Source organism: Sphingopyxis sp. C-1, assembly GCF_001047015.1.
Lineage (GTDB): Bacteria > Pseudomonadota > Alphaproteobacteria > Sphingomonadales > Sphingomonadaceae > Sphingopyxis.
Map to the genome: position 1 here is coordinate 911,737 of NZ_BBRO01000002.1, position 24,438 is coordinate 936,174.

General features: G+C 64.5%; 22 protein-coding genes and 1 pseudogene. 10 read left to right on the forward strand and 13 right to left on the reverse strand.

Features of this window, described 5'->3' with window-relative positions; translation table 11 throughout:
* Positions 1-16 precede the first annotated feature (16 nt).
* The 8 genes from SC1_RS18985 to SC1_RS19020 all read left to right on the forward strand — a co-directional run bounded on the left by SC1_RS18985 (position 17) and on the right by SC1_RS19020 (position 8,380).
* Positions 17-1,108, forward strand: coding sequence for a Zn-dependent alcohol dehydrogenase (locus SC1_RS18985; protein ID WP_062186002.1), 1,092 nt, complete (start codon positions 17-19; stop codon positions 1,106-1,108).
* The gene (locus SC1_RS18990; protein WP_062186004.1) at positions 1,105-2,172 is read left to right on the forward strand and encodes a phosphotransferase family protein; all 1,068 of its coding nucleotides are present in this window, start codon (positions 1,105-1,107) and stop codon (positions 2,170-2,172) included. The genes SC1_RS18985 and SC1_RS18990 overlap by 4 nt, the downstream gene beginning before the upstream one ends.
* On the forward strand, positions 2,169-2,945 hold the full coding sequence (locus tag SC1_RS18995) for an SDR family NAD(P)-dependent oxidoreductase (RefSeq protein WP_062186006.1): 777 nt from the start codon (positions 2,169-2,171) through the stop codon (positions 2,943-2,945). Before SC1_RS18990 ends, SC1_RS18995 begins: the two co-directional genes overlap by 4 nt.
* Positions 2,945-3,748 (forward strand): SDR family NAD(P)-dependent oxidoreductase, encoded by an 804-nt coding sequence (locus SC1_RS19000; protein ID WP_062187004.1) that lies wholly within the window; start codon positions 2,945-2,947, stop codon positions 3,746-3,748. The genes SC1_RS18995 and SC1_RS19000 overlap by 1 nt, the downstream gene beginning before the upstream one ends.
* A 12-nt stretch (positions 3,749-3,760) precedes the next feature.
* Positions 3,761-4,708, forward strand: a complete 948-nt coding sequence (locus tag SC1_RS19005) for an aldo/keto reductase family protein (RefSeq protein ID WP_062186009.1) — start codon at positions 3,761-3,763, stop codon at positions 4,706-4,708.
* Positions 4,702-5,907, forward strand: a complete 1,206-nt coding sequence (locus SC1_RS19010) for a serine hydrolase (RefSeq protein ID WP_062186011.1) — start codon at positions 4,702-4,704, stop codon at positions 5,905-5,907. Before SC1_RS19005 ends, SC1_RS19010 begins: the two co-directional genes overlap by 7 nt.
* Positions 5,908-5,968: 61 nt before the next feature.
* On the forward strand, positions 5,969-8,002 hold the full coding sequence (locus SC1_RS19015) for a 3-hydroxyacyl-CoA dehydrogenase NAD-binding domain-containing protein (protein WP_062186013.1): 2,034 nt from the start codon (positions 5,969-5,971) through the stop codon (positions 8,000-8,002).
* A 153-nt stretch (positions 8,003-8,155) separates the two neighbouring features.
* A complete protein-coding gene (locus SC1_RS19020) occupies positions 8,156-8,380 on the forward strand; it encodes a hypothetical protein (RefSeq protein WP_238586783.1) in 225 nt (74 codons plus the stop codon).
* A 155-nt stretch (positions 8,381-8,535) separates the two neighbouring features.
* On the opposite strand, the pseudogene mmsB reads toward SC1_RS19020, so the two are convergent.
* The 8 genes and pseudogenes from mmsB to SC1_RS19060 all read right to left on the reverse strand — a co-directional run.
* A pseudogene (gene mmsB, locus SC1_RS19025) lies at positions 8,536-9,417 on the reverse strand (3-hydroxyisobutyrate dehydrogenase); the annotation flags it as partial.
* Positions 9,413-10,195, reverse strand: coding sequence for an enoyl-CoA hydratase-related protein (locus SC1_RS19030; protein WP_062186019.1), 783 nt, complete (start codon positions 10,193-10,195; stop codon positions 9,413-9,415). The pseudogene mmsB and the gene SC1_RS19030, both read right to left, overlap by 5 nt.
* A gap of 114 nt (positions 10,196-10,309) precedes the next feature.
* On the reverse strand, positions 10,310-11,368 hold the full coding sequence (locus tag SC1_RS19035) for an enoyl-CoA hydratase/isomerase family protein (protein WP_062186021.1): 1,059 nt from the start codon (positions 11,366-11,368) through the stop codon (positions 10,310-10,312).
* Entirely contained in the window at positions 11,365-12,510 is a 1,146-nt protein-coding gene (locus tag SC1_RS19040; protein ID WP_062186023.1) for an acyl-CoA dehydrogenase family protein, read from the reverse strand. The genes SC1_RS19035 and SC1_RS19040 overlap by 4 nt, the downstream gene beginning before the upstream one ends.
* Before the next feature lie 2 nt (positions 12,511-12,512).
* Positions 12,513-12,908, reverse strand: coding sequence for a RidA family protein (locus SC1_RS19045; protein ID WP_062186026.1), 396 nt, complete (start codon positions 12,906-12,908; stop codon positions 12,513-12,515).
* The gene (locus SC1_RS19050) at positions 12,901-13,206 is read right to left on the reverse strand and encodes an I78 family peptidase inhibitor (RefSeq protein ID WP_062186028.1); all 306 of its coding nucleotides are present in this window, start codon (positions 13,204-13,206) and stop codon (positions 12,901-12,903) included. The genes SC1_RS19045 and SC1_RS19050 overlap by 8 nt, the downstream gene beginning before the upstream one ends.
* Before the next feature lie 26 nt (positions 13,207-13,232).
* A complete protein-coding gene (locus SC1_RS19055) occupies positions 13,233-13,772 on the reverse strand; it encodes a hypothetical protein (protein WP_062186030.1) in 540 nt (179 codons plus the stop codon).
* 88 nt (positions 13,773-13,860) lie between these two features.
* The gene (locus tag SC1_RS19060) at positions 13,861-15,354 is read right to left on the reverse strand and encodes a CoA-acylating methylmalonate-semialdehyde dehydrogenase (RefSeq protein WP_062186032.1); all 1,494 of its coding nucleotides are present in this window, start codon (positions 15,352-15,354) and stop codon (positions 13,861-13,863) included.
* A 97-nt stretch (positions 15,355-15,451) separates the two neighbouring features.
* Here SC1_RS19060 and SC1_RS19065 point away from each other — a divergent pair, with 97 nt between their 5' ends.
* Entirely contained in the window at positions 15,452-16,339 is an 888-nt protein-coding gene (locus SC1_RS19065; protein ID WP_062186034.1) for a LysR family transcriptional regulator, read from the forward strand.
* On the opposite strand, the gene SC1_RS19070 is transcribed toward SC1_RS19065, so the two are convergent.
* From SC1_RS19070 to SC1_RS19085, 4 genes are read right to left on the reverse strand one after another with little or no spacing between them, the layout of a single operon-like run.
* Complete coding sequence (locus tag SC1_RS19070; protein WP_062186036.1) at positions 16,336-17,655, reverse strand: mannitol dehydrogenase family protein; 1,320 nt, start codon at positions 17,653-17,655, stop codon at positions 16,336-16,338. The genes SC1_RS19065 and SC1_RS19070 overlap by 4 nt on opposite strands.
* A complete protein-coding gene (gene uxaC / locus SC1_RS19075; RefSeq protein ID WP_062186038.1) occupies positions 17,652-19,064 on the reverse strand; it encodes a glucuronate isomerase in 1,413 nt (470 codons plus the stop codon). The genes SC1_RS19070 and uxaC overlap by 4 nt, the downstream gene beginning before the upstream one ends.
* A 3-nt stretch (positions 19,065-19,067) precedes the next feature.
* On the reverse strand, positions 19,068-20,375 hold the full coding sequence (locus SC1_RS19080) for an MFS transporter (protein ID WP_062186040.1): 1,308 nt from the start codon (positions 20,373-20,375) through the stop codon (positions 19,068-19,070).
* A 22-nt stretch (positions 20,376-20,397) separates the two neighbouring features.
* Positions 20,398-21,189: a 2-keto-4-pentenoate hydratase gene (locus tag SC1_RS19085; RefSeq protein ID WP_238586784.1), complete on the reverse strand. Its 792-nt coding sequence runs from the start codon at positions 21,187-21,189 to the stop codon at positions 20,398-20,400.
* A 99-nt stretch (positions 21,190-21,288) separates the two neighbouring features.
* Between SC1_RS19085 and SC1_RS19090 the strand changes: the two genes are divergently transcribed.
* Positions 21,289-22,785 carry a UxaA family hydrolase gene (locus tag SC1_RS19090; protein ID WP_062186044.1) on the forward strand — a complete coding sequence of 499 codons (1,497 nt, stop codon included), beginning with the start codon at positions 21,289-21,291 and terminating at the stop codon, positions 22,783-22,785.
* Here the strand turns inward: SC1_RS19090 and SC1_RS19095 are convergent.
* Positions 22,782-24,377, reverse strand: coding sequence for a family 43 glycosylhydrolase (locus tag SC1_RS19095; RefSeq protein WP_062187006.1), 1,596 nt, complete (start codon positions 24,375-24,377; stop codon positions 22,782-22,784). The genes SC1_RS19090 and SC1_RS19095 overlap by 4 nt on opposite strands.
* Between the last annotated feature and the right edge of the window lie 61 nt (positions 24,378-24,438).

Genomic DNA, 24,438 nt, shown 5'->3' on the forward strand with positions numbered 1-24,438 from the left:
GAACCGGAGAGATATTGTGACCAAAGCCGCGATTCTGATCGAGCCGGGCAAGCCGCTGTCGATCGAGGATGTCGTCGTCGCCGACTGCGGTCCGCATGAGGTGCGCATCCGCACCGCCGCATGCGGGCTCTGCCATTCGGACCTGCATTTCATCGACGGCGCCTATCCGCACCCCCTCCCCGCCATCCCCGGCCATGAAGCCGCGGGCATCGTCGAGGCGGTCGGCAGCGAAGTTCGCACGGTCAAGGTCGGCGACGCGGTCGTCACCTGCCTGTCGGCATTCTGCGGGCATTGCGAGTTTTGCGTCAGCGGGCGGATGTCATTGTGCATGGGCGGCGACACGCGCCGGGCCGCCGGATCGGCACCGCGGATCACGCGTCCCGACGGGTCGCCGGTGAACCAGATGCTCAACCTTTCGGCCTTTTCGGAGACGATGCTCGTCCACGAACATGCCTGCGTCGCGATCGACCCCGAAATGCCGCTCGACCGCGCCGCCGTCATCGGCTGCGCAGTGACGACGGGCGCGGGCACGATCTTCAACGCGTGCAAGGTGACGCCGGGTGAAACCGTCGCCGTCGTCGGTTGCGGCGGCGTGGGGCTCGCGACGATCAACGCCGCGAAGATCGCGGGCGCGGGGCGCATCATCGCCGCCGACCCGGTTCCCGAAAAGCGGGCGCTGGCGGTCAAGCTCGGCGCGACCGACGTCGTCGACGCACTCGCCGACGATGCCGCGAAGCAAATTCTGGAGCTGACCAAGGGCGGCGTCGACCATGCGATCGAAGCCGTCGGGCGGCCTGCGTCGGCAAGCCTAGCGGTCGCTTCGCTGCGCCGCGGCGGCACCGCGACGATCCTTGGCATGATGCCCCTGTCCGAGAAGGTCGGGCTGAGCGCGATGGACCTGCTGTCGGGCAAGAAATTGCAGGGCGCGATCATGGGGGGCAACCGCTTCCCGGTCGACATTCCGCGCCTCGTCGATTTTTATCTCCGCGGCCTGCTCGACCTCGACTCGATCGTCGCCGAGACGATCCCGCTCGCGAAGGTCAACGAAGGGTTCGACAAGATGAGGAAGGGCGACGCCGCACGGTCGGTGATCGTATTCGACCAATGACGCTCGACGCGCAAAAGGCGTTCAGCGGCACCGTCGCGCCCGAGGGCGCCGATGTGCTCGACGAGGCGAAGCTGACCGCGTGGATGGAAGCCAATGTAGAAGGTTTCGAAGGTCCGCTGACCCAGCATAAATTCGCCGGCGGCCAGTCGAACCCGACGTACAAGATCAGCGCGCCGTCGGGCAATTATGTCCTGCGGCGCAAACCCTATGGCCAGTTGCTTCCCTCGGCGCATGCGGTCGACCGCGAATATAAGGTGCAGGCGGGACTGTATAAGGCGGGCTTCCCCGTCGCGCGCCAATATGGGCTTTGCACCGATGACAGCGTCACCGGCAGCTGGTTCTATGTGATGGGGATGGTCGACGGCCATACGATCTGGGACGGCGCGATGCCGGGGTCGACCCCCGAAAACCGCCGCGCGACCTATGAGGCGATGATCGACACTCTCGCCGCGCTACATGCGGTCGATGTCGAAGCGGCGGGGCTGTCCGATTTCGGCAAGCCCGGCAATTATTTCGGTCGTCAAGTCGATCGCTGGACCAAGCAATATCGCCTCGCCGAAACCGAAACGATGGACGAGATGGAGCGGCTGATCGAATGGCTGCCCGCCACCTTGCCTGAACAGACGCGCACCAGCGTCGTCCATGGCGATTATCGCATCGACAATATGATCTTTGCCAAGGACCGGCCCGAAGTGCTCGCGGTGCTCGACTGGGAATTGTCGACGCTGGGCGATCCGCTCGCCGATTTCACCTATGTCGCCATGGCGTGGGTCACCGAGAATGGCGGGCGCTCCGGCGTTTCCGACCTTGATCGCAAGGCGCTCGGCATCCCCGAGCTCGACGAGATGGTCGAACGTTATTGCGCCGCCACCGGCCGCGATGGCGTGCCCGACATGAACTGGTATTTCGCCTATAATTTCTTCCGCCTCGCGGGCATCATCCAGGGCATCAAGAAGCGCGTGATCGAGGGAACCGCCTCGTCGCAGCACGCCAAGGATATGTCCGAACGCGTCCGTCCGCTCGCCGAGAAAGCGTGGGAATTCGCGAAGAAAGCCGGCGCATGAGCCTGTTCGACATGAGCGGCCAGGTGGCTTTGATCACCGGATCGTCGCGCGGTATCGGCAGGGCGACGGCCGAGGCCATGGCCGAACAGGGTGCGAAGGTCGTGATTTCGAGCCGCAAGCAGGATGCGTGCGACCAGGCGGCGGCCGAGATCAATGCGAAGTTCGGCGAAGGCACCGCGATCGCGATTGCCGCGAACATCTCTTCGAAAGACGATCTTCAGAATCTGGTGGACGAGGCGCGCGCAACCTTTGGCAAGATCACCGCGCTGGTCTGCAACGCCGCGTCCAACCCCTATTATGGCCCCGGCCTTGGGATCAGCGACGACCAGTTTCGCAAGATCATGGACAATAATATCCTGTCCAACCACTGGCTGATCACGATGGTCGCGCCCGAAATGCTCGAACGTGGCGAGGGTTCGATCACCATCATCAGCTCGATCGGTGGGCTCAAGGGATCGCCGATCATCGGTGCCTATGGGATTTCGAAGGCCGCCGACATGCAGGTCGCGCGAAATTTCTCGGTCGAGTTCGGACCGCGCGGGGTGCGCGTCAATTGCATCGCGCCCGGCCTGATCCGCACCGACATGGCGCGCGCATTGTGGGAAAATCCGGAGAATCTCAAACGATCGACGGCCGCTTCGACGCTAAAGCGGATCGGCGAACCGCACGAGATCGCGGGCGCTGCGGTCTTCCTCGCCAGCAAGGCGGGAGCATTCACCACCGGCCAGACCATCGTGTGCGATGGCGGAGCCACGATTTCGGGAGGCGCATGATGGGCGCATTGGACGGCAAGGTTGCGATCATTACCGGTGCGGGCAGCGGCATCGGCCGCGCGAGCGCGCTGCGCTTCGCCGCCGAGGGCGCGAAACTCGTCATCGGCGACAAGACGGCAGCGGTGCACGACACGGCGAAGCTGGTGAAGGATGCCGGCGGCGAGGTGATAGCGCTGGAGATCGACGCCGGGATCGAAGCAGACGTAGCTTCGCTCGTCGCGGCCGCAAAAGAGAATTTCGGCGGGCTCGACGTTGCGTTCGCCAATGCCGGGATCATCGGCGACATGGGGGGAATCTTCGATTTCGACCCCGCCGCCTGGGCCGAAACGCTGCGCGTCAACCTGATCGGCCCCGCGCTGATGGTGAAGCACGCCGGCAAGGCGATGGTCGATCAGGGTCGTGGCGGCGCGATCGTGCTGACCGCGAGCGTCGCGGGCCTGAACTCCGGCGCGGGCCCCGGCGCCTACTCGGCGTCGAAGGCGGGCGTTATCAATCTCGCCAAGGTCGCGGCACAGCAATTGTCGACGAGCGGCGTGCGCGTCAACGCGGTGTGCCCCGGCCTCACCGAAACCGGGATGACCAAACCGACCTTCGATTATGCCAAGGCGAAAGAGGTGACGCACAAGCTCGGCCAGCTCAACCCGCTCCGCCGTGCGGCGCAGCCCGAGGAACTCGCCAATGTCGCGCTGTTCCTTGCGAGCGACCAGGCAAGCTATATCAATGGACAGGCTATTGCCGTCGACGGCGGTCTGACAAGTTCGCATCCGGTCACGCGCCAGCTATTGGGGCAGACATCGCACTGACGGAGACGAAACTTGCAATATCGGGAACTCGGAGACAGCGGAATCAAGGTGTCGGCGATCTGCCTTGGCAGTTGGCTGACCTATGGCGTCGGCGTCGATGATAGCGAAGGCCGCGCGTGCGTCGATGCGGCGTTCGATTCGGGCATCAATTTCATCGATACCGCGAATATCTATGGCACCGGTGCCGCCGAGGAATTTCTGGGACGGGCGCTGAAGGATCGTCCGCGCGATTCCTATGTTCTCGCGACCAAGCTGTTCTTTCCGATGACCGAAACCGACCGTGGCCTGTCGGCACCGCAGGTCGCGAAGCAGATCGACGCGAGCCTGAAACGGCTCCGCACCGATTATGTCGACCTGTATCAATGCCACCGCTATGACAATGACACGCCGATCGAGGAAACGATGGAAGCGTTGTCGGAGGTGGTCCGCAGCGGCAAGGCGCGCGCGATCGGCTTTTCCGAATGGACCGCCGAACAGATACAAGGCGCACTCGACCTCGTCCCCCCGAACGTCAAATTCACGTCGAGCCAGCCGCAATATTCGATGCTCTATCGCAAGCACGAACCGAGCGTCTTTCCGCTGTGCATCGAAAACGGCATCGGTCAGATCGTATGGTCGCCGATGGCGCAGGGCGTGCTCAGCGGCAAATATAAGCCCGGCGCCGCGCCGCCCAACGACAGCCGCGCGACGAGCGACGATGCGCATTATATGCGCCATTTCCTGACCGATCCGGTTCTCGAAGCGGTGCAGAAGCTGGCACCCGTCGCGGCGCGTGCGGGATGCAGCATGGCGCAGTTCGCGATCGCGTGGGTGCTCGCCCAGCCAGGGATCACCAGCGCGATCATCGGCGCGCGCAACCCGGCGCAGCTTAAGGAAACGGTCGTCGCGGGCGATCTGACGATCGATCCGGCCTTGCTCGCCGAAGCCGACGCGATCCTGAAAGAGGTCATCATATGGTAGCACATGGGTTCAACACGGCGCGGCTCGATCGCATCCCCGCCTTCCTCGAGGCCAAATATGTGGGTCCCGGTCGCCTGCCGCACGCCGCGACTTTGGTGTCGCGCCGCGGCGAGATCGCGCACCAGTCGGTCATCGGCGAAGCGCGGCCGGGCGAGGCGCTGAAAGAGGATGCGATCTTCCGCATCGCGAGCATGACCAAGCCGATCACCAGCGTCGCCTTCATGATGCTGGTCGAGGAAGGCAAGGTCGCGCTGTCGACCCCGCTCGCGAAATTCTGCCCGGAGTTCAACGATACCGGCGTCTTCGTCGCGGGCGGCGGCAATGTCCCATTTCTGACGCGTCCGCCGACGCAGCCGATCCGCATGGTCGACCTGCTGCGCCATACCGCGGGGCTGACCTATGGCTTTCAGGAACGCACCCCGGTCGATGCGGCATATCGCAAGGCGCGGATCGACGATTTCGACGCCGATTACACGATGGACAGCTTCATTGCCGATCTGGCGAAGATTCCGTTGCAGTTCGACCCCGGCGCGCACTGGAATTATTCGATGGCGACCGACGTGCTCGGCGCGGTGATCGAGCGCATCGAGGGCAAGCCGTTCGCGCAGGTGTTGCAGGAGCGCATCTTTGGCCCGCTCGGCATGGTCGACACCGGCTTCAAGGTGCCCGCCGACCAGCAACACCGACTGGCCGATGCCTATGCCTTCCATCCCAAAGAGGTGAAACAGGATTTCGACAGCGGGGCCAAGAGCCGCTGGGCGAAGGATCGCAGCTTTCATTCGGGCGGCGGCGGGCTCGCCTCGACGCTCCACGATTATCACCGCTTCTGTCTGACGCTGCTCGGCGGCGGCAAGCTTGGCGATACGCGGATCATCAGCCGCAAAACGCTCGACCTGATGACATCGAACCATCTGCCCGGCGGCGGCGACCTGACACAGCACAGCGTCGGCATCTTTTCCGAGGATGAGAATGCCGGAGTGGGTTTCGGGCTCGGATTCGCAGTGACCCTCGACCCGGCCGCCGCCGGCATTCCGGGCTCGACCGGCGATTATTATTGGGGCGGCATGTTCTCGACCGGCTTTTTTGTCGATCCGGTCGAAGAGATTTGCATGGTCTTCATGACCCAGCTCATGCCCTCCTCCACCTATCCCGTGCGGCGCGAGGTCAAGACCCTGGTCCACGCCGCGATCGACGATTGAAATTGCAACACCGTTTTCCGTTCGCCGCGCGCGGACGGGCTCAAGATTGAAGGAGTCTCCCATGTCCGAAGAAACCCCCGTCAGCGTCACGCTGGAAAAGGACGGCAATGTCGCCGTCATCATCGTCAACAATCCGCCCGTCAACGCGCTGAGCTGGCACGTCCGCCAGGGCCTCGAAGATCATTTCGGCGCGGCGCTGGCCGATGACAGCGTCGAGGCGATCGTGCTGCGCTGCGCCGGCGGCACCTTCATCGCGGGCGCCGACATCAGCGAATTCGGCAAGCCGCCGCGCGGCCCCGATTTCAACGCCGTGCTCAACAGCATCGAAGCCGCATCGAAGCCGGTGGTCGCCGCGATTCACGGCACCGCACTGGGCGGCGGGCTGGAGACGGCTCTTGTCTGCCATTACCGCGTCGCGGTGCCCTCGGCGAAGCTCGGCGTCCCCGAAGTGAAGCTCGGCCTGTTGCCCGGTGCAGGCGGCACGCAGCGCCTGCCGCGCGTCGTCGGGGTCGAAGCCGCCGCGACGATGACCTCGACCGGCGATCCGCTGCCCGCCGCGAAGGCGAAGGAACTCGGCCTGGTCGACGAGTTGGCGGGCGAAGACAGCCTTGCCGCCGACGCCATCGCCTTTGCGCGCGCGAAGATCGCCGACGGTCCGCGTCCGACGCGCGAACGCCCGGTGTTCGGCGATGTCGCGGTGATCGAACAGCTCAAGACGGCTAACGCCAAGCGCTGGCGCGGGTTCGAGGCGCCTTACGCCAACCTCGCCTGCGTCGAAGCCGCGACGCGCCTGCCCTTCGAAGAAGGGCTGGCGTTCGAGCGCGAGCAGTTCATGAAGCTGATGTTCGGCAGCCAGTCGGCCGCCCAACGCCACATCTTCTTCGCCGAACGTCAGGCCGCAAAGATCGACGGCCTGCCCAAGGACACGCAGCTGCGCGACATCAAGAAAGTCGGCGTGATCGGCGCCGGCACGATGGGCGGCGGTATTTCGATGAACTTCCTGCAGAAGGGCATCCCCGTCACGATCGTCGAGATGGCACAGGACGCACTCGACCGCGGCGTCGGCGTGATCCGCAAGAATTACGACGCCTCGGCCGCGAAGGGCCGCTTCAAGCCTGAGCAGGTCGACCAGATGATGGGCCTGCTGACGCCAAGCCTCAGCCTTGACGATCTGGCCGATTGCGACCTGATCATCGAGGCGGTCTATGAGAATATGGACGTCAAGAAGGACATCTTCGGCAAGCTCGACAAGATCGCCAAGCCCGGCGCCATCCTTGCGTCGAACACCAGCTATCTCGATGTCGATGAAATCGCGACCGCGACGAGCCGCCCCGGCGACGTGCTCGGCATGCACTTCTTCTCGCCCGCCAATGTGATGAAACTGCTCGAGGTCGTGCGCGGTGAAAAGACCGCACCCGACGCGCTGGCCACCGCGATGGCGATCGGCAAGAAGATCGGCAAGGTCGCCGTGGTCGCGGGCGTTTGCGACGGCTTTATCGGCAACCGCATGCTGAAGCCGCGCCAGTTCGAAGCGATGAAGCTGCTGCTCGAAGGCGCGACGCCGGCACAGGTCGACAAGGTCCATGTCGAATTCGGCATGCCGATGGGCCCGTTCCAGATGAGCGACCTTGCCGGGGTCGACATCGGCTGGCACCGCGACCCGAACCGGATCGAAAGCATCCGCGACGCGCTCGCCGCCGAGGGCCGCTGGGGCCAGAAGAAGCAGGCAGGCTTCTATGACTATGACGACAAGCGCAATCCGTCGGAAAGCCCGCGCGTCGCCGAGATCATCGAAGAGTTCCGCAAGAAGGCGGGAGTCGAAAAGCGGGAGATCACCGATCAGGAGATCATCGAGCGCACGCTGTATCCGATGGTCAACGAAGGCGCTCTGATCCTCGCCGAAGGCAAGGCGCAGCGCGCGTCGGACATCGATGTCGTCTGGATCTATGGCTATGGCTGGCCGGTGTATCGCGGCGGCCCGATGTTCTGGGCGGGGCTTGAAGGCACCGACAAGATCGTCGCGGCGCTCGAGAAGCATGGATTTACCATCGCGCCGCTGCTGAAGGAAAAGGCAGACGCGAAGTCGGGTTTCTAAACCCAATTTCGCTTACGAAGATATGGCCGCTTGTCCCGACGCGGGGCAGGCGGCCTTTCTTTTGCCTTCGCACCATCGCAGGTGCGACCGGAAACTTGCGATTCAGGGTTAAAGCGCTGGCAAGACCTGCCGTTAGGGCAGAGCATGAACGCCATGTCCGCCCTCGCCGTCCTTCTGCTTGCCGGCACCGCTCCGGCCGCCGCGCCCGTGGCACCGCAGGTCACCGCTGTTGCGGTGGCACGGGCACGCATTTTGGCGCCTGCTGAGATACGGCGCGTCGATGGACGGATCGAAGTCCGCACCGGTCAGCGTGGCGCCCCTACGCAAGTGCATCGCACCGAACGCCGCGATGGCGGCGAAACGGCGGATTTTTACTGATCAAGCGCCCGCTTTCGCATCGGAATCTATTCCTTTGCGAAGCAATATGCTGTTCCCCGGCGAAAGCCGGGGCCCATGCGAGGTCGCGCCGTGCCTTCTGGGCCCCGGCTTTCGCCGGGGAACAGTCTTGAGTTCGAACGGAATTTTACGCCCGGTTAGGCTTGCAGCGTCTGGATGATCGCCGAAAAGTCGCGGCCGTCCTTGTCGGCTTCGACAAAGGCTTCGTACAGTTCGCGCGCTTTCGCCCCCATCGGCACGTCGGCATCGACGCTCGCCGCCGCTTCCATCGCGAGGCGCAGATCCTTGAGCATCAAGGCCGCGGCGAACCCACCCTTGTAACCATTGTCGGCGGGGGTCGTCGGACCGACGCCGGGCAGCGGCGCATAGCTGGTCAGCGACCAGCACTGCCCCGACGACACGCTCGCAATGTCGAAGAATTTCTGCGGGTCGAGCCCGAGCTTCTGCGCCAGCGCCAGCGTCTCGCACGTTGCGACCATCGATGCGCCGAGCAGCATATTGTTGCAGATTTTCGCGCCCTGCCCCGCGCCCGCGTCGCCGGCGTGAATCACCGCCTTGCCCATTTTGGCGAGGATCGGTTCGGCGCGCGCAAAGCCTTCGTCGGTGCCGCCGACCATGAAGGTCAGCGTGCCCGCATTGGCGGCCGCGATGCCGCCCGACACCGGCGCATCGACCGCGACCAGGCCCTTGGCAGTCGCGGCTTCGATATTCGAGCGCGCGGTCGCAACGTCGATCGTCGAGCAGTCGAGGAGCAAGGTGCCCGGCCCGGCATTCGGAAAGACGTCGCTTTCATAGACCGACGCGACATGCTTGCCCGCGGGGAGCATCGTCACCACGGCCTCGGCGCCGGTCACGGCTTCGGCTGTCGACGCGGCACGCGAACAGCCAGCTTCGACGGCGCGCGCGAGCGCTTCTCCGCTGAGGTCGAAGGCGCGCACCTCATGGCCCGCCTTCGCCAGATTTGCGGCCATGCCGCCGCCCATATTGCCGAGCCCGATAAATGCGATTTTCATGTCAGCGACCCTTCCACACGCCTTCGCGCTTTTCGATGAAGGCGGCCATTCCTTCTGCCTTGTCTTCGGTCGCGGCGAGAATCTGGAACAGGCGGCGTTCGTAGATCAGCCCTTGGTCAAGCGTCGTTTCGAACGCGGCGTTGACCATGTCCTTGTTCACCATCGCGGCCATCGGCGGCATTGCGGCAATCGTCGTCGCGGTCTTCACCGCTTCATCGACCAGCGCCGCATGTTCGACGACGCGGGCGACGAGGCCCGAACGCTCGGCCTCGGCGGCATCCATCATTCGGCCCGTGAGGCACATCTCCATTGCCTTCGCCTTGCCGATCGCGCGCGTCAGTCGCTGCGACCCGCCCATGCCCGGCGCGACGCCAAGCTTGATTTCGGGCTGGCCGAACTTCGCCTTGTCCGACGCGATGATGAAGTCGGCCATCATCGCCAGCTCGCAGCCGCCGCCCAGCGCGAAACCGTTCACCGCGGCGATCCACGGCTTGCGGACCTTCTTCACGAAATCGCTCGTCCATTTCGAGAAGAAATCTTCGAGGTAGAAATCGGACGCCGGCTTATCGGCCATTTCCTTGATGTCGGCGCCCGCCGCGAAGGCCTTGTCGCCCGAACCGGTGAGGACGGCGCAGCGCTGGCCGGGGTCGGCTTCAAACGCCGCAAAGGCTGCGATCAGATCGTCAAGCACGCCCGAGTTCAGCGCATTGAGCGCCTGCGGGCGGTTGAGCGTCACCAAGGTGACGGCCCCGCGCGTTTCGACGAGGAGGGTTTCGTAAGTCATTCGGCAATCTCCGGATTTTCGTCATGCCGGACTTGATCCGGCATCCCGCTTTGCGACGTCGAAGAAGCGGGGGCCCGGACCAGGTCCGGGGTGACAAAGGTTGGGGGGCAAGGGTCAGCTAAGCGGCGTCCATTTCTCGGCTTCGGGCAGCGGCGCAAAGATCGCATCGATCCAGTCGTCGGTGACCGCCTCGGCGGTCGGGGGATTCCACTTCGGGCTGTTGTCCTTGTCGACGATCAGCGCACGTACGCCCTCGATGAAATCATGCATCGCGACAACGCGGCTGCCGATCGCATATTCCTGCGTCATCTGCGCTGCGAAGTCGTGCATTTCGCCGCCTTCCTTGAGCTGGCGCAGCGCGACCTTGCACGTCTGCGGCGATTTGCCGTGCAGCGTCGCGAGTTCCTTGATCGCCCATTCGCCGCCATCGGCTTCGAGCGCGCCGAGGATATCCTCATAGGTGTCGCTCGCGAACAGGCGGTTGATCCGTTCGATATGCTGGGTGATCGCCGCAGGCGGCGCGGTAACCGACAGTTCACCCAATATGCCGCCGATGCGGGTCGGGTCGACCGCGATCCGCGCCTTCGCGTCGGCGAGCTTTTCCGAGGGCAGATAATGGGTCGCAAGGCCGAGCGCGAGGCACTCGGCGCCGTCGAGCCGCGCACCGGTGAGTGCGAGATAGGCGCCGACGCGCCCTTCCAGCCGCGGCAGATACCAGCCGCCGCCGACGTCGGGGAACAGGCCGATCCCCGTTTCCGGCATCGCAAAACGTGTGTGCTCGGTCGCGACACGATATTTCGCCGGCTGCGAAATGCCGACTCCGCCGCCCATCGTGATGCCGTCCATGAACGCGACGACGGGCTTGGGATAAGTGAAGAGCAGATGGTTGAGGCGATATTCGGTGTGGAAGAACAGGCGCGCTTCCTTGCCGTCCTTCGCCCCGCTTTCCGCGAGCATGCGGATGTCGCCGCCGGCGCAGAAACCGCGGCCCTCGCTATGGTCGATGATCACCGCCTCGACCGCGTCGTCATCCCGCCATTTCACGAGAGCGTCGATCATCGCGTCGCACATCGGCAGGTTCAGCGCATGGATCGCCTTCGGACGATTGAGCGACAAGCGGCCGACGCGGACGTCGGTCGAGATCAGGACATCGTCAGTTATATTGGTGGTCATTGGCGCAGCAGGTCCCTTCCGACGATCATCCGCATCACCTGATTGGTGCCTTCGAGGATCGAATGGACGCGCAGGTCGCGCCAGAAACGTTCGATCGGATAGTCGCGAAGATAGCCATAGCCGCCGAACAACTGGAGCGCGTCGTTGACGATCTTGCTGCCATTGTCGGTCGCGAGCCGCTTCGCCATCGCCGAGAAGCGCGACTTGTCGGGCGCATTCGCGGTGACCTTTGCGGCCGCGAGATACAGCAAGGCGCGCGACGCTTCGAGATCGGTCGCCATATCGGCGAGGGTGAATTGCGTGTTCTGGAAATCGGCGATCGGCTGCCCGAACTGTTGCCGGTCCTTGCTATAGGCGATCGCCTCGTCGAGGCAGCGCTGTGCGCCGCCCAGGGAGCAGGCGCCGATGTTGAGGCGGCCTCCGTCGAGCCCCGCCATCGCGAAGCGAAAGCCGTCGCCCTCGGCACCGACCAGATTTTCCACCGGCACGCGGCAATCCTCGAAGATCACCTGCGCCGTGGGGGAAGCGTTCCAGCCGAGCTTTTTCTCGGGCGCACCGAAGCTGAGGCCCGGCGTGTCCTTTTCGATGACGAGGCAGCTTATGCCCTTCGACTTTTCTTCCGAGGTACGGACCATGCAGACATAAATGTCGTTATAGCCCGCGCCCGAGATGAACTGTTTGGTGCCGTTCAGGACATAATGGTCGCCGTCCTTCTTGGCGGTCGTCTTGAGCGCGGCGGCATCCGAGCCCGAGCCCGGTTCGGTCAGGCAATAGCTCGCGATTTTTTCCATGCTGACGAGTTCGGGCAAGAAGCGCGCCTTGATCTCGGCCCCGCCGAAGCGGTCGATCATCCAGGTCGCCATATTGTGGATCGAGACATAGGCGCTGGTCGCGGGACAGCCATAGGCCATCGCCTCCATGATCAGCGCCGCCTCGAGCCGGCCAAGGCCGATGCCGCCCGATTCCTCCGCGACGTAAATGGCGCCGAAGCCGAGCTCGCCCGCGGCCTTCCACACCTCGACGGGATAATGGCTTTTCTCGTCCCATTCGGCGGCAAAGGGCGTGATGCGGTCGGCGGTGAATTTGCGCGCCATATCCTGGATGGCAAGCTGGTCGTCGGTAAGCTGGAACTGGTCGGTCATGGTCACTTCTCGATAATAGCTTCGGCTTCGATTTCGACTTTCCATTCGGGACGGATCAGCGCGGGCACAACCAGCATCGTCGATGCCGGACGCACATTTTTGAATGCCGATCCGTGCGCGCGCCCGACAAGGTCGGCGTCCGCGGCGTCGGTGATATACATGCGCGTGCGCACGACATCGGCGAAGCTGCCGCCGAGCGCTTCCAGCGCTTCGCCGATGATCGCGATGCAGCGCGCCGCCTGTGCCCCGGCGTCGCCGGGGGTCGAGCTGCCATCGGGCTCGATCGGCGCGCAGCCCGCGACGTCGATGCGGTTCCCCACCCGAACCGCGCGGCTGTAGCCATAGACGGGTTCGAACGGGGATGCCGAGCTATGGTTGCGACGGCTGGAATCAGCCACAGGTGACCTGCGTGATCTTATAGGCGTCGTCGTACATGACGTTCACGCGATCGACACGATAATCCATCGTCATCGCCGAGCGCGGTGGGCCCCAGCGCAGTGTGCGGGCGCCCGCGGCTTTCAGGATCGCGCCGCCGAGATCGGGGGTCGCGGTCTGACCGACATAGGATTGCGCGGCGTCGGCCTTGCACGTCATTTCGGCTTCGGGCGGCGGTGGGGTCGATTCGACGGGTGTCCGTTCCTGCGTACAAGCCGCAAGCGGCAGAACGGCGGCAATTGCGAGCAAGCGAATGTCCATCGTATGTCTCCCTTTCTAAAAAGCCGTCATCCGGCGCAGCGCGTATAGCGCATCGCGCCCGCCACGGCACCCTCGCCGGAGTCGCGGCGGACGAGCGTCTTGCCGCCGTCGTCAAGGTCGAGCAGCATCCTGCGATCCCATTCGACACCTTCGCCGCTGAACCGAAAATCGGCGACGATACGGACCGCGTCGCTCTGGCGAACACGCGCCAGTTCGCCGTGCGATTCGTAGAAGCGCAGGTTCGTCGCATCAATCGTCAGCGCCGTGAGATCGGTGCCCTTTCTTGCCGTGCAGTCGGCCACCTTGAGCGCCCAGCGGCCGCGGATCGCGGGCGGAATCGTCTTGCCGTCGGCCTTGATCGAAACGTCCGGTTTGGCAGGTGCTTCGTCTGCAGCTTTGGGCAGGTCCGCGTCGACCACCGCGCCGGAGGGTTCGGCGGGCGCCGAGCGTTCGGCCTTTTGCAACGGGCCGATCGTCGCGGTCGCCTCGGGGCCCGATTCCTCGTCCTTGCCGCCGCTGCACGCGCCAAGAAAAAGCGTCGCAGCAAGTATAACCCGGTGCCTCATCGTCAACCTCCTTGCGGCGCCGACCATATGTCGGCGCCGTCAGGAGAAGAATGCCCGATGGCCGAGCCGGGTTTCATGCGTTCGCCCGTCAGCCCATCGTCGGGATGACAAAGGCGTTGCCGCCGTCGGGCGACCCGTCGGGCCAGCGCGCCGTTACGGTCTTGACCTTGGTCCAGAACTTTACGCCTTCCATGCCGTGCTGGTTGGTGTCGCCGAACGCAGAGCGTTTCCAGCCGCCGAACGTATGATAGGCGACCGGCACCGGGATCGGTACGTTGATCCCAACCATGCCGACATTGACGCGCGCGGCGAATTCGCGCGCGGCATGGCCGTTGCGCGTAAAGATGGCGACGCCATTGCCATACTGGTGCTTGCTGGGGAGTTCGAGCGCGGTTTCGAAATCGGGCGCGCGGACGATCTGCAGCACCGGGCCGAAAATCTCTTCCTTGTACGATTCCATATCGGTCGTGACATGGTCGAACAGCGTCGGCCCGACGAAGAAGCCCTTTTCGTGACCCTGCAAGGTAAAGCCGCGGCCGTCGACGACCAGTTCGGCGCCTTCATCGGCGCATTTCGCGATCCAGCCCTCGACCTTTTCCTTGTGCGCCTGCGTCACCACGGGGCCGTAATGCGCCTCGGCATCGGTCGAAACGCCAACGCGCAGCGCCTCGATCGCGGGAATCAGCTTCTCACGCAGACGGTTCGCGGTGTCCTCGCCCACGGGAACCACGACGGGCAGCGCCATGCAGCGTTCGCCCGCCGAACCGAAGGCCGCGCCGGTCAGGTCGTTCACCACCTGGTCGAGGTCGGCGTCGGGCATGACGATGCCGTGGTTCTTCGCGCCGCCCATCGCCTGCACGCGCTTGCCGTTCGAAACACCGCGGTTGTAGACATAATGCGCGATGTCCGACGAGCCGACGAAGCTGACCGCGCCGATGTCGGGATGGTCGAGGATCGCGTCGACCATTTCCTTGTCGCCATGAACGGTCTGGAAAATGCCTTCGGGCATGCCCGCCTCGAGGAACAGTTCCGACAGGCGGACGGGGACTGACGGATCGCGCTCGCTGGGCTTCAGGATGAAGGCGTTGCCGACCGCAGTCGCGACGCCGCCCATCCACAGCGGGATCATCGCGGGGAAGTTGAACGGAGTGATGCCCGCGCCGATACCGATCGGCTGACGCATCGAATAGACGTCGATGCCGGGACCGGCGCCCTGCGTATATTCGCCCTTGAGCACATGCGGTATGCCGCAACAGAATTCGATGACTTCAAGCCCACGCTGAATGTCGCCCTTCGAATCGGCGATGACCTTGCCATGTTCGTTCGACAGCATCTCGGCGAGCTGGTTCATATTCGCTTCGACGAGGCGTTTGAATTCGAACATCACGCGCGCACGGCGCTGCGGGTTGGTCGCGGCCCATGCGGGCTGGGCGGCTTTGGCGGCGGCAACGGCGCGGTCGAGTACGGCGCGGTCGCCGAGCGCAACCTGCGCCTGCACGCCGCCGTTGTTGGGGTCCAGGACGTCGGCGAAGCGGCTGCTGCCGCCGGCGCCGCCGACGATGTGATGGTCGATCTGTCGCATGTTCGAATCTCCCGTAAAATCTTGCCGCTGCCACAGACCAGTTACGGCACGATTGCAAGGGATAGACTTGCAGCATTATCCTGCATATTTGCAGCATATGGACTGGGACAAGCTGCAATATTTCCTGTTCGTCGCGCGCCACGGCACGCTCGCGCGGGCCGGCGCGGCGCTGCATGTCGATGCGACGACGGTCAGCCGTCAGGTCAGCGCGCTCGAAGCGGCGCTTCAACAGACTTTGTTCGAACGCGCGCCGACGGGTTTCGTCCTGACCGCGGCGGGCCGGGCGCTCGTTCCGCACGCCGAAGCGATGGCGGCAGCGGCGGCGCGCATCCATATGGCGCCGGACGGCGGGTCGACGCTGTCGGGGCAATTGCGCGTGAGCGTGTCCGAAGGCTTCGGCAACAGCTTCATCGCACCGCGCCTCGGGGGCTTCGTCGCCGCGCATCCCGAGCTTGAGATCGACCTTGTCGCCTCGTCGGGCTTCCTCAATCCATCGCGGCGCGAGGCCGATATGGCGGTGCTGCTCGCACGGCCGCGCAAGGGTCCGCTGATCACGCGCAAGCTGTCGGACTATAGCCTGGGCCTTTATGCCCCCGCCGACCGGCGCGACTGGCAGGAGGCGGTGGTCGCCGCGCCGCTCTCACGCGCGGGCATTCCTGTCATCGGATATATGCCGGACATACTTTACGCGCCCGAACTCGATTATCTGGGCGAGATCGAACCGGGGCTGCGCGCCAATGTACGCTCGTCGTCCATCCTCGCACAGCGGCGGATGATCGCGGGCGGCGCAGGTGTCGGGGTGCTGCCCTGTTTCCTTGCCGCGGGCGATCCCGCATTGGTGCGCGTTCGGCCCGAGCAGACGGTCGCGCGCGCCTTCTGGCTCGCGCTCCACCGTGACGTTGCGCCGCAGCCGCGCATCCGGGCATTTATCGACTGGCTCGATGCCGAGGTGCGCGAGAGCCGGGGGTTGCTGGTGCCAACCTAGATCGGGCGCCAGTCGGAGGAGAGCAGGCCGCTGTCGCCGAACAGGCGCTCCATCGCATCGGGGCCCGCCGCCGCGTCGCGCAGCTTGTCCGCGAGTGGATCGTCGATCGGATGGTCGCTGCGCAGGAAGGCGATCCAAGCCGCAACCGCGGCTTCGAGCGACGGGCAGCGCTGCCCGCGCGCCTGATGCCACGCCAATGTTTCGAGCCAGCGCTGCGGGATCTTCTGGCTGCCGTCCATCGCGATCTGGATCAGCCGGTGGTGGAGCGCGGGATTGGCGAAACGGTCGATCAGCGCACCGGCATAAGCGGTCAGATCTTGCCCAGGCGCCGCGTCGATCGTCGGCGCGGCCTCGTCCAGCATCAACCGTTCAATGACGGGGCGGATCGCGGGATCGGCGATCGCCTGATGCACGAACTCATGGCCTTGCCCGATCCCGATATAGGCGAGCGCCGAATGCGCACCGTTGAGCATGCGCAACTTTGCAGTCTCATAGGGCGCGACATCGGCAACCAGTTCGGCACCGACATTTTCCCAGCGCGGACGCGGGCCGGCAAAGTCATCCTCGATCACCCATTGGCTGAAGCCTTCGGTAACGACCGCACCCTCGTCGCGCACGCCGAGCGCGGCTTCGACCGCCGCGCGATCGGCGTCGGTCGTCGCGGGGACGATGCGATCGATCATCGTCGCAGGACAAGTGCATTCGCCGTCGAACCATGCCGATAAATCGAGGTGATAGGCGGCAAGATATTCGCGCATCAACCGGCGCAGCACCGCGCCATTGCCGGCGAGGTTGTCACAACTGAGCAACGTAACGCCGCCGAGGCCGGCCGCCTTGCGTGCAGCAAGACCAGCGGCAACGAACCGGTAGAGGCTCGCCCCGCCGACCGCCGCAGCGAGGTCGAGCGACCCGTCGGCACGGCGCAGATAGCCCTTTTCGGTCACGGTGAAGCTGACGATATGCGTCGTCGGCGCCGCGATGGCGTCGATGACGGCCTGCGGATCGTCGGCCGCAACGAGCACCTTCTGCACCGCGCCGATCAGCCGCAACCTGGCCCCTGCCGTGCTGCGCGTGCTGACCGTGTATAGCCCGTCCTGCGGGTTAAGCTGCGCCGCGACGTCGCCCGATCGCAGCGACACCCCGACGATGCCCCAGTCGCGGTCGCCCGCAGCCATCGCATCGTCGGTGTAGACCGCCTGATGCGCGCGGTGGAACGCGCCGATGCCGATATGGACGATCCCGGGCGCCTGCGCGCCGCGGTCATAGCCCGGCGCCTGGACCGACGCCGCGAGCGGCGTTTGCGCTGACAGTCTCACAGCTTGTACGCGGCCTTGGCGAGATTGTAGCTGAGGTCGGTGGCGAGCTCCGCCGCCTCCCACTCTTCCATCCGATGCTCGGCGACAAGCTGCGCGAGGAAGCCGCAATCGATTCGCCGCGCGACATCGTGGCGCGCGGGGATCGACAGGAAGGCACGCGTATCGTCGTTGAAGCCGACTGTATTGTAGAAGCCCGCCGTCTCGGTCATCTGGTTCCGGAAACGACGCATCCCCTCCGGGCTGTCGTGGAACCACCAGGCCGGGCCAAGCTTCAGCGCCGGATAGTGACCCGCGAGCGGCGCGAGTTCGCGCGCATAGCTCGTCTCGTCCAACGTGAAGAGGATGATCGTCAGCGCGGCTTCATTGCCATAACGCCCGAGCAACGGGCGCAGCGCATGGACATAGTCGGTGCCCGTGGGGATATCGGCGCCCTTGTCGCGGCCATAATGCTCGAACAACCAGGGATTATGGTTGCGGAATGCGCCGGGGTGGATCTGCATCACCAGCCCGTCGTCGAGGCTCATTCCCGCCATCACGGTCAGCATATGCGCGCGGAACAACTCGGCGTCGGCGGCGCTGACGTCGGGAGCGGTCACACGCGCGAACAGTGCTTCAGCCTCGGCATTCGACAGGTCGGCGGTTGCGGCGGTCGGATGACCATGGTCGGTCGAGGTCGCGCCCATTTCGGCGAAGAAGGCGCGACGATTGCGGTGCGCGGCGAGATAGCCGGCGTAGCTGAACGCATCCTCGCCCGACAAATCGGAGAAACGTTTCAGATTATCGCGAAAGCCCTCGAACTCGGGATCGACGACGGGATCGGGGCGGTAGGCGGTGATGACGCGGCCGCCCCATTCGCCGCTGGCATTGGCGGCGCGGATCACGCCGTGGTGCTCGAGCGTATCGATCGGGCTCTCGGTCGTCGCGATCACCTCGATCCCGAAACGGTCGAACAGCGCGCGCGGGCGAAAGGCATCGGTCGCGAGCGCTTCGGTGATGCGGTCGTAATAGAGGTCCGAAGTCTCGGCCGAGAATTGCACGTCGAAGCCGAACGCTTCGGCAAACACCCAGTCCATCCACATCCGCGACGGGGTGCCGCGGAATAGATGGTAATTCTGCGCGAAGATCCGCCAGCTTTCGCGCGGGTCGGCGTCGCGGTTCCGGATACCCAGATCATCGAGCGAAACGCCCTGCGAATAGAGCATCCGGAACACATAATGGTCGGGGTGGAGCAAAAGCTCCGCCGCGTTGCCGAAATGGGCATTGCCCGCGAACCAGCTTGGGTCGGTATGTCCGTGCGGGCTGATGATCGGCAGGCCCGCCACTTCCCTATAGAGTCGGCGCGCGATGTCGCGCTGCGCCGGATCGGACGGGAAGAGGCGGTCGGGGGAGAGGACCAGCGGACGAGGCATGGATCAGGCTTTGCTTTCTACGGTGACCGGCGCGAGGCGCGGGCTAAGGATGTGGATCGCCAGCACGGCAAGGAAATAGACGACGGTACAAGCCGCGAAGATGAGCGTGTAATTGCCCCCCGTCGCGTCGAGCACGAGCCCGGTCGACTTCGCCATGATCATGCCGCCGACACCGCCCGCGAAGCCGCCGAGCCCGATCACCGAGCCGACCGCACGTTTCGGGAACATGTCGGGCGGGATCGAGAGGATCGTCGACGAAAAGGCCTGATGCCCCGCGAGCGCGATGCCGATCAGCACGACCGCGAGCCACATATTGTCGAGCCCGGAGACGAACAGCAAAGGCAGCACGCAGCAACCCGCGCCGAGCATCGTCGCCTTGCGCGCGAAATTGACGCTGTGCCCCGTCTGGATCAATTTCGACGATACCCAGCCGCCAAGGATGCTGCCGACGTCGGAGAGCAGATACATGATGATCATCGGCAGCAGCACGACCTTCAGATCGACATTATAGGTGGTGCTGAAATATTTGGGCAGCCAGAAGAGCATCAGGAACCATACCGGGTCGGTGAGGAACTTGCCGGTCGCATAGGCCCAGGCTTCGCGCTTGGTGACGATGGCGCCCCAGCCGAGGCGCTCGATCTTTTCGGGGGGATCGTGCTCGATCCACGCGAGTTCGGCGTCGCTGACCTTCCCGCTTTCGCGTGGGTTGCTGTAGAGCCAGAGCCAGAGCAGCAGCAGAATGATGCCGAAGGCGCCGGTGTAGATGAAGGTCTGACGCCAATCGAAGCCCATCCAGACCATGAAAAGCCAGATTGTCGGCGCGGTCAGGATGACGCCGATCGTCGTCGCGCTGTTGACCCAACCGATCGCGTAGGAGCGTTCCTTTTGCGGAAACCATTCGCTCGACGCGCGGACGACCGACGGAAAATGACCCGCCTCGCCCACGCCGAGAATGACGCGTGCCGCCATGAAAGAGGCGACCGACCCCGCAAAACCATGCGCGATATGACCGATCGTCCAGATTGAAATGGCGATGCTGTACCCGATCTTGGGCCCGAAACGGTCGATCAGCCAGCCCATGAGCAAAAAGCCGAGCGCATAGGCAGCCTGAAATGCGGTGACGATGTTGCCATAGTCATTCTCGCTCCACCCAAGCTCGGTGCCGAGCGTCGGGGCGAGCAGGCCGAGCATGGTGCGGTCGATATAATTGACCGTGGTCGCGGCAAACAGCACCGCGACGATCAGCCAGCGATAGCGGCCGGACCTTGGCACCGGCGCCGCCGTACCTCCGTCCGCGAATGCCTGTGCCATAAACCTCTCCCGTTATGTTGCTTTAGTAGCTTTTGATCGAGCAGCCGACGCGGATTTTTCCGTCGAACAGCGCTTCGGCGCGTTGGCCGGGCGTGATTTCATGAATGCCGGTAATCGCGCCCGCCGACACCCAGGTGCCGGGCGGGATCGCGATGCCGCGTGTGCGCAATATGTCGATCAGGAACAGCGCCGATCCGAACGGACCGTCGAGCATGGCCTCCATCGTCGCCGCGCCGACGGTTTCGCCGTCGATCGCCATTTCGACCGGCATGCGGATGAGGTCGACGTTGCGCCAATCGGCAATCGACGGGCCGAGGATCAGCCCCTTGTTATTGCCATAGTCCGACGCGGTGACCGCGGGGCCGTGGCGATTGATTTCGGGAAAGGGCGAGCTCGCGATCTCGATACCCGTGCGGACGTCGGCAATACATTCGCGCACGGTGTCGATGTCATAGTCGCGCGTACCGACGTCGCCGAAGCAGAGAAGGACCTCGGCCTCCGCCGCGGCGAACCCGTCGGCATAGACCGGCATCACCGGATTGGCGGCGCCATCGAAGATTTCGTTGGTGAAGATCGGTCCGGTCAGGCGGTTGCGGCCGTAGCGGTCGACGAGCTCTGCTGCGATCCGCCCGACTTTCCATCCACCGACGCGGCGCCCATCGATCGCGATCGCGCTATCCTGGATCGCATAAGCCTCGGCCATCGTCTGCGGCATCGTGCCGGGATAGACGGTAAGCGGTGTCTTTCCCGCACGCGCGTCGATTAATGCACGCGCTACATTCTGTTGATCGCTTGTCGCCAGCATCTTTCTCATTTCCCTCTTCCGCGAAGCGGTGTAAGAGACACCGGTGTCAAAGGCAAGCAAATATCATATGTATGACAAATTTCCCAACGTGCCGGGTGCTGAGCGGCGATGACCGGTAACATCGCAACCCGTGCGATCCGCGTCCATGATGCGGACAATGTCGCGACCGCGATCGCCGATATCGCTGCCGGCGAGAGGCTATTCGCCGATTCCCCCGTTCGAGCCTCGGTCGACCTGGGACGTGGGCACAAGGTCGCGATCGAGCCGATCGCGCGCGGCGCGGCGGTGATCAAATATGGCTTTCCAATCGGCACCGCGACCACCGACATCGCCCCCGGCGAGCATGTCCACAGCCACAATCTGGCGACTGCGCTGAGCGGCGATGGCGATTATCTGTACGCGCCGGATGCCGGCGAAGCGGCACAGCCCGGCAAGACAGCGCCGACCTTCCGCGGCTATGTTCGTCCCGACGGACGCGTCGGAACGCGCAACGAGATATGGATATTGCCGACGGTCGGCTGCGTCGGCAACCTTGCCGCACGCGTTGCGCGGATCGCGGGCGAGCGCCATGCGGGACGCGTCGACGGCGTCCATGCGTTCAAACATCCCTTTGGCTGTTCGCAGCTCGGCGACGATCTTGGCCACACGCGCGCGCTGCTTGCCGCGCTTGCGCAGCATCCCAATGCAGGTGGCGTGCTGATCGTCGGACTCGGGTGCGAGAGCAATCAGCTCGGCGCGCTGCTCGACCTCATCCCGGCCGAACGCCGCGCGCATATCCGCACGCTGTCGGCGCAGGCGGTCGAGGATGATGAAGAGGCGTGCCTCGAATCCATCGACGCGCTCGTCGATGGCTGCGCCGATACACCGCGTAGCGATGTGCCGCTGTCGAAGCTGGTGCTCGGCGTCAAGTGCGGCGGTTCCGACGGCCTCTCAGGCCTGACCGCCAATCCGCTCGTCGGGCGCATGGCCGATGCTGTGGCCGGGGCGGGCGGCAAGGTGGTGCTGACCGAGATCCCCGAGATTTTCGGCGCCGAGCAGTTGCTGATGGACCGCGCGGTATCGCAGGAAATCTTTGACGAGACGGTCGCGCTGGTCCGGGATTTCAAGGACTATTTCATTCGCAACGGCGAACCCGTGAGCGAGAATCCCTCACCCGGCAATATCGCGGGCGGGATCACGACGCTCGAGGAAAAGTCGCTCGGCGCGGTGCAGAAGGGCGGCAAGGTACCCGTAGTCGATGTCCGGCGTTATGGCGGCGAAGCAACGCTGCCGGGACTGACGCTGCTGGAGGCGCCGGGCAACGACGCGGTATCGTCGACCGCGCTGACCGCGGCGGGCGCGACGATCATCCTCTTCACCACCGGCCGCGGCACGCCGCTCGGCTTTCCAGCGCCGACGCTGAAGATCGCATCGAACAGCGCACTGGCACAGCGCAAGGCAGGCTGGATCGACTTCGATGCCGGGACAGTACTCGACGCGGGATTCGACAGCGCGGCGGATGCGCTGCTCGGCCTGATCGCCGCGACAGCCTCAGGCGCCGCGACGCGCGCCGAGAAAAACGAGGAACGCGATATCGCGATCTGGAAATCGGGCGTGACGCTTTAATCCAGCGCGCGGAAGGTGAAGTTGCGGAAGCGCGCTTCGCCCTGCCCGGCCGAGTAGAGGCCGGGCCGCAGCATGAGGAAGCCGCCGCGGACATTATGGTGGTAACCCGAGACCTCCATGCCGCGATCGAAGCGCACCCACGTCTTTCCCCCGTCGCCGCTGGTGTCATAGGTGACGATATGACGGTCGTTGGTGACACGCATCCGCATGCGTGTCCCGTGCGGATTGGCGGGGCGCGCGCGTTCGATGCCATATTGGTGGGTGACGAAGCGCTCGCCGTCGAAACCCAGCCCGCAGTAAAGCTTCTCGTCGTAGAAGAGGATCAGCCCCGCGGTTCCGCCCGGCGCGATCTCGATATCGCATTCGAAGCGGTACGCCTGATCGCCCGCGATGAGCAGCAGCGGCGATGAATCGACCGGCGCCTTGCCGCGCGCAGCCAGCACCAGCGCGCCATTTTCAACCCGCGCGCGGCTGCGTTCGTCGGCGGCGGGCTTGAAGAAATTCCATTTCGCGCCCAGCGCGAGCGCGCTGAAATCGTCCGATAGCGCCATGCCGTGCGGCCCAGCGACCGTGCCGCCCGCGGGTTTCGCGATCGGCTGCGACAAATCGCCGCCCTTCATCCGGAACCAGCCGTCGTCGGTCCATTCGATCGGGTCGAGCAAGGCCTGGCGCCCCAACGTCCAATAGCCGTTCTCGAACCCGTGATAGACGCTCCACCAGTCGCCCGCCGGCCCTTCGACCAGCGTCGCATGGCCGCGCGACCACCATTTTTCAGCGGCCGTTTTGGTATGGACGAGCGGGTTCGCGGGGCAATTTTCCCACGGCCCATGGATCGATTTCGACCGCGCCGCGATCACCATATGCCCCGTCGGCGGCCCCGCGGTGCCGCCGACAGCGGTGATCATATAATAATAGCCGCCGCGCCGCGTGATCTTCGGCCCCTCGGGCGCGAAGCCTTCGACGACCCAGTCGGCGGGATAACGCCATGGGTCATAGACATGCTCGGGCTCGCCGACGCGCGACAATCCGTCGTCGGACAGGCGCACGCGGTCGCCCCCCGACAGGAACAACCAGCGCGACCCATCTTCTCCGACCGCATGGCCGGGATCGATATGGTTCGGCAGATTGAGGTCGACCGGCTCGCTCCACGGCCCCTCGATCCGGTCGGCCCAGATCACCCAGCTCGTGTTGGGGCCTTTCGTGGGAATATAGAGATAATAGCGCCCCTTGTGCTTGCAGAGTTCGGGCGCCCACACCGATCCGATATTCTTGTGGAGCGCGGGGCCGATCGGGCGCCAGTTCACCAGGTCGCGCGAATGCCAGATGACCAGACCCGGATAGGAGTCAAAGGTCGAGAAAGTCATATAATAGTCGGATCCGTCCTTCAGGATCGACGGATCGGGATGGTCGCCCGCCATGATCGGGTTGAGAAAGCGCCCGTCGCCAAGATCGGCCTTGCGCTGCCCGTCGAAGCCCTTGGCCCAGGCCGGAACGCGAGCCGCAGATGCAGGCGTCGCCCCGGCCCATGTGGCGGTCGCGCCGATGCCCGACAGGCCGGTCGCAAGCAGACCGGTGCCGGCGAGTTTGAGCATGTCGCGGCGATCGGTCACCTAATCTTCTCCTCAAAAAAGAAAGACCCGGTCCCCTGAAATC

Excerpts from the sequence above, each read along its gene's own strand:
- SC1_RS19035 (WP_062186021.1), bottom strand. The coding sequence starts at position 11,368 with ATGACCACCAATATAACTGACGATGTCCTGATCTCGACCGACGTCCGC.
- SC1_RS19095 (WP_062187006.1), bottom strand. The coding sequence starts at position 24,377 with ATGCTCAAACTCGCCGGCACCGGTCTGCTTGCGACCGGCCTGTCGGGC.
- SC1_RS19020 (WP_238586783.1), top strand. The coding sequence starts at position 8,156 with ATGTCCGCCCTCGCCGTCCTTCTGCTTGCCGGCACCGCTCCGGCCGCC.
- SC1_RS19065 (WP_062186034.1), top strand. The coding sequence starts at position 15,452 with ATGGACTGGGACAAGCTGCAATATTTCCTGTTCGTCGCGCGCCACGGC.
- SC1_RS19090 (WP_062186044.1), top strand. The coding sequence starts at position 21,289 with ATGACCGGTAACATCGCAACCCGTGCGATCCGCGTCCATGATGCGGAC.
- SC1_RS19050 (WP_062186028.1), bottom strand. The coding sequence starts at position 13,206 with ATGGACATTCGCTTGCTCGCAATTGCCGCCGTTCTGCCGCTTGCGGCT.
- SC1_RS19085 (WP_238586784.1), bottom strand. The coding sequence starts at position 21,189 with ATGAGAAAGATGCTGGCGACAAGCGATCAACAGAATGTAGCGCGTGCA.
- SC1_RS19000 (WP_062187004.1), top strand. The coding sequence starts at position 2,945 with ATGGGCGCATTGGACGGCAAGGTTGCGATCATTACCGGTGCGGGCAGC.
- SC1_RS19040 (WP_062186023.1), bottom strand. The coding sequence starts at position 12,510 with ATGACCGACCAGTTCCAGCTTACCGACGACCAGCTTGCCATCCAGGAT.
- SC1_RS19010 (WP_062186011.1), top strand. The coding sequence starts at position 4,702 with ATGGTAGCACATGGGTTCAACACGGCGCGGCTCGATCGCATCCCCGCC.
- SC1_RS19060 (WP_062186032.1), bottom strand. The coding sequence starts at position 15,354 with ATGCGACAGATCGACCATCACATCGTCGGCGGCGCCGGCGGCAGCAGC.
- SC1_RS19015 (WP_062186013.1), top strand. The coding sequence starts at position 5,969 with ATGTCCGAAGAAACCCCCGTCAGCGTCACGCTGGAAAAGGACGGCAAT.
- SC1_RS19055 (WP_062186030.1), bottom strand. The coding sequence starts at position 13,772 with ATGAGGCACCGGGTTATACTTGCTGCGACGCTTTTTCTTGGCGCGTGC.
- SC1_RS19080 (WP_062186040.1), bottom strand. The coding sequence starts at position 20,375 with ATGGCACAGGCATTCGCGGACGGAGGTACGGCGGCGCCGGTGCCAAGG.
- SC1_RS19030 (WP_062186019.1), bottom strand. The coding sequence starts at position 10,195 with ATGACTTACGAAACCCTCCTCGTCGAAACGCGCGGGGCCGTCACCTTG.
- uxaC (WP_062186038.1), bottom strand. The coding sequence starts at position 19,064 with ATGCCTCGTCCGCTGGTCCTCTCCCCCGACCGCCTCTTCCCGTCCGAT.
- SC1_RS18995 (WP_062186006.1), top strand. The coding sequence starts at position 2,169 with ATGAGCCTGTTCGACATGAGCGGCCAGGTGGCTTTGATCACCGGATCG.
- SC1_RS18990 (WP_062186004.1), top strand. The coding sequence starts at position 1,105 with ATGACGCTCGACGCGCAAAAGGCGTTCAGCGGCACCGTCGCGCCCGAG.